This is a genomic window from Bacillus sp. RC51, from assembly GCF_044908115.1.
GTDB lineage: Bacteria > Bacillota > Bacilli > Bacillales > Bacillaceae_G > Bacillus_A > Bacillus_A mycoides.
The window spans coordinates 1-4,503 of sequence record NZ_JBIYCW010000034.1 but is presented as its reverse complement, the minus strand read 5'-3'; the positions used below and the strand labels follow the sequence as shown (position 1 = coordinate 4,503).

Annotated in this window: 1 protein-coding gene and 4 pseudogenes; all 5 read right to left on the bottom strand. The window is 33.6% G+C overall.

The genetic code is table 11. The features are described from left to right. Positions 1 to 209 precede the first annotated feature (209 nt). The gene (locus ABH959_RS29355; RefSeq protein ID WP_113938655.1) at positions 210 to 668 is read right to left on the bottom strand and encodes an ASCH domain-containing protein; all 459 of its coding nucleotides are present in this window, start codon (positions 666 to 668) and stop codon (positions 210 to 212) included. Between the two features lie 247 nt (positions 669 to 915). Continuing rightward, positions 916 to 1,677 (bottom strand): annotated as a pseudogene (locus tag ABH959_RS29350) (peptidase M20); the annotation flags it as partial. A gap of 371 nt (positions 1,678 to 2,048) precedes the next feature. Beyond that, a pseudogene (locus ABH959_RS29345) lies at positions 2,049 to 2,693 on the bottom strand (ABC transporter permease); the annotation flags it as partial. Further along, positions 2,686 to 3,339 (bottom strand): annotated as a pseudogene (locus ABH959_RS29340) (ATP-binding cassette domain-containing protein); the annotation flags it as partial. The pseudogenes ABH959_RS29345 and ABH959_RS29340, both read right to left, overlap by 8 nt. Next, positions 3,314 to 3,934 (bottom strand): annotated as a pseudogene (locus ABH959_RS29335) (response regulator transcription factor); the annotation flags it as partial. The pseudogenes ABH959_RS29340 and ABH959_RS29335, both read right to left, overlap by 26 nt. Between the last annotated feature and the right edge of the window lie 569 nt (positions 3,935 to 4,503).

The window sequence follows — 4,503 nt, the reverse complement described above, 5'->3', positions numbered from 1 at the left end:
TCTCTAGCGCCGATGGTAGTTGGGACCTTGTCCCTGTGAGAGTAGGACGTCGCCAAGCAACTTTAAGACGAGTCAGAATGACTCGTCTTTTTTGTGTTTAATGAAATAAGCTTGTTATTAATGGCTCAAGAAATCCATTGATAACAAGCTTATTTGTTTAAAGATAAATGTATTTATCTAGTATGGACTTCCGGTAAAATCGTTATTTATCATAGCTTCACTTTGTTTTTTACATCGATAAGCTTAAAACGTTCGCAAACGAGCAGCATATCTTCAGAAAAACTAAGACCAAGTTCGCTTAGTTCCTTTGTAAAAAACTGAATATGGGTATCTCTCCAGTAACTATAGGTACGATCGCCTTCGCCTTCAGCGATAGCGAATTCTTCAGTCACTTCATTCATTGGCATTATAGTTACTTCTATTGTCTTAATAATAGCTACAGGTTCATCCTGACTATTGAGTACAATACTATAATCGTTAGTTGTTGGTAGTGGTTCATTTTCTAATTCATAAAAAATATGGGCCGAGCATGTTGCGGTTTTCACACCATCAATGACTAGTTTAGCGAGATAATCAGGAGAATCACCAAATTGCCAAGCTGTAACAGATTCTGGTTTTTCATTGTTTCCCCAATAAGTATCCCAATATGATTGTGCTAATGGATTCATTTGTATTTTTACCTCACTTTAGCTAAAGTTAATTTTCTTTATAAACCCTGGACAATTTGCTTATTTGTAATAGCTTTGTAGTCATTTAAAATTTGTATTGTTGTATTACGGATTAATAAAGATAATACGCTGAATGAATAGGGTTTGTAAACACGTTCTGTCCATTTATGGCCATCTTTCCCGTAGACGCCCATATAAATAGATGGGATGTTTAATTTCTGGATTGTTTCGTATGGTAATGGATATAGTTGTTATGTAGTCTATTTGTGATTTGGGCTGCAATAAAATTAGGATCAATGCCAGACAATGTATCACCTACATGTACTTCTCTTCCGTAAATATAGAAACAAGGAAGAAGTTTACCTGAAGTTCCTGTATAAATGTAACGCTAAGTATCTCCATCATATAAAGGTGTTATAAAATCATTGTTAATAGCCAAACGATACTGTAATTGTTTTTCTTGCTTCAGTCTTTCGAGTTCGGTTAAGGCAGAGATAATTCCACGATGTTCCCCTTCTTCATCGAATAAGAGAAGTAAATTTCCTTCAAATAAATGCACATGTTCTGAGAAGTATAGTATATTGGCTAGATGAATGGCAGCGCCGCTTTTCATATCAAGAGAACCACGGCCGAACAGCCACTCTCCAGGTTTTGCATCGGTTTGAAAATATTGTTCGAGTGTTTCAGGAGAGAAAGCATGTTCTTTTAACGATCCGAAGTCTTCAATGCCAACCGTATCTAAATGAGAAGGATAGATAATAGTAGAAGTTGAATCATGTTTCCCTTTTACAAACGCAAATGCATTTTTCCTCCCTATTGGATCATGAGGGACATATTGAATCCATACATGCTCAGGATATTCTTGAAAATAAGGGAGGCTTTTTAAAATACCATATAGTTCATCTATAATACCGACTTCGCCGATGGTGCTGTTAATACTATTAAATGAAACTAAATGATTTGTTAGCAATTCGATCTGCTGTTCTAATTGTGTATATAGACATAGGATGAAACCTCCTTAAATCTTATAATTGGGAGTCTTTCGTAGAGAAGATAAGTGCAAGTGAAATATAGTACGATTACTTAAATGCAAGGAAGTAGTTTAATGGAACGTTTGTTCTGTATTGGTATAATGGGCATATTCAATCAATTGAGGTGATTATTTTTAATTCAGTATATGTGTTTAAAGAAGAAATGCTATTACTAGGTTCGGATTTCAAATATAGCTTTTAACGTTACATATTTTAATGAAGTGTCGATTGATAGCAAAGAATATTCTGATTATTAATATTGATCTATTACCCACTATGCCATATTGAAGTGAGTAATACTAGAGATGAAATAGATAAAAACCGATATTCCTTGAATATCGGTTTAATAATATGTGGCTTGTAATTCGTTATTTGCTATATCTAGAGTAGCGGTCCATGGGAATAGGTCTTTATATTTTGAATTTACGATCATAAGGTTAGTCATTGTAATAATGATTGTTAATATAATAGGCGGTACATAGGTCTTCATTACAAGAGTTAGTAGTACAATAGGTGAAGACAAAAGAAAGAGAAGTCCACCACATATTAAAAATTTTACGAGAGAGCCTAAAAGTAAGGTGATACTAAACCCAGGGAAGCTACCTATTAGCCCTAATAATAAAGTTAGCGCCCAAGCAACTAAAGTTAGCATCATGATCCAAAGGAATAGAAGGATAAACTTACTTATAATAAAGTTAATACGTGATACTGGGATAGTTAGCAAGTTTTTTAATGTATCTTCCGTGTATTCACGGGTAAATAGATAAGCGATTACAACTCCATATAAGGGGAATCCTATAATTAAAGTAGTGTATAGGTTAACTTCAGTGAACAGTTGACCAAATAAAATAGTTGGAGTAGGCTGCTTTGTCTTCAGGTGTATATAAGAAGCTACAACCACTAAAAATGGCGCGACACCTGCTCCGATAATACTAATCAAAAACATATTGGATCGTTTCAATTTTAATAGTTCTGTATAAAGCAGATTAACCAATTGTGCCACCCCCAACTAGTTTGGTGAAATAATCTTCTAGTCTATCTTCGCTCATCACAATTTTTAATACTTCAATATCGTTACGAACTAATGTTCTGTTGATGTGTCCTTGCTGTCCAAAGTGAGAATAAACGCGAATGTTTCCTTCATCATGTACCTCATAATCAAAAATTTTAAAATGATTTTCTAATAGCATCGCAGCTTTATTATCATTATTTACTTGGAATTCTATGTACTTACGATTGGCTTTACGCAGTGTATCAAGAGAAACTTCTTCTAATAACCTTCCTTCATGAATAATTCCCATACGATCGACTAGTTGTTCCACCTCAGCTAATATATGACTAGAAATGAGTATCGTTATATTTCTTTCTTGAGCTAAAGATTTAATGAGTTTTCGCATTTCTTTAATACCGATTGGATCTAGTCCGTTAGTTGGTTCATCTAGTATGAGTAGTTCAGGATAATGGAGAAGAGCACGTACAATTCCTAAGCGTTGCTTCATTCCTAAAGAGTATTTTCCTACTAATTTTTTTGTTTCGTGCTGTAAGCCTACAATTTCTAATGCTTCTTCAATTGCATTCCTTTTGTGAACTCCAATTATCTTTGCATTAATTAATAAGTTCTCTCTTGCAGTTAAGTTTTCTAATATGTACCATAACGGTATTATCATCTTCTATATAATTAGCGTCCCACACATTTCGGAAGAGTTTTGTTTTTGTAAATAATTGCTCTGGGTTGGAAGAGAAGAACTTTACTAGTTTAAGTTTTTTTTCGGTTAACGCAATCTCTTGTCCGTTCGTAGGGACTTGTGTGTTTTTTAAAATCAATGGTTAGTCCCTTAAATGTTAAAGTTGTTTTTTCTTGTAAGTTAGTGTTGCTTCCGAGAAATAAAAAACGTCGCATAAGAGCCTTTACTCTTGCAACCACTTCGTGAATACTGAAAGGCTTCGTAATATAATCATCAGCACCGATGCTTAAGCCTAAAGTTTTAGCAACTTCGTGATCTTTAGCAGTTAGCATTAATAATAGGGATGTTAGTTGTATCTCTAAGCTTTCTCCATACTTCGATCCCATCTACTTTAGGCATCATAAGATCTAATATAAAGAGGTTATAGTTGTTTTGATTAAATAATTGCAGACGCAGTATCTACTATGTATAACTCTCGTTCTAAATATCTTTTTAATAAATCACGGATTTCTTTATCATCGTCTGCTATAAGAATACATATATCTTTCATATCGTCACCTGATTCTAATAGAATGGTTATTGATAGTACAATTTGATAAACACAGGGGAAAAGGGAGCAGTAATGAAAAATAAAGCAACTTTCTACTTATATACTATTAATTATTAAAATAAGGTTGTCAGTTTAGCTGAAAAGAATCAATCGTATGAGTTCGGTAAGATGGGGGAAGCAAGTCCTTTGTAATAGAGAAGTTTCTAAATTGTAGAAGGATAGATTAATAAAGAAAAGTAGACGATGGTTTCTATTTTAATGAAATCTTTATAGGGCCTGATTTAGAGCTAAAATGGTGTGAACATATTAAATTAAATATCTTTGTAAAAAGGTGTTGACGATTAGAGTTTAGAGGTGTAATATAGAAAAAGTCGCCGATAGCAACAATGCAGAAAGCGACAAAAGAAATAAAAAAACTTGGTTGACATTGAAATATGAAAATGTTAACATAAGGGAGTCGCAAATGAGCGGCAAACAAGTTCTTTGAAAACTGAACGAAACAAACAACGTGAACGTCAATTTTTATTTTTAGATGCTAGACAAACTAACTTTATTGGAGAGTTTGATCC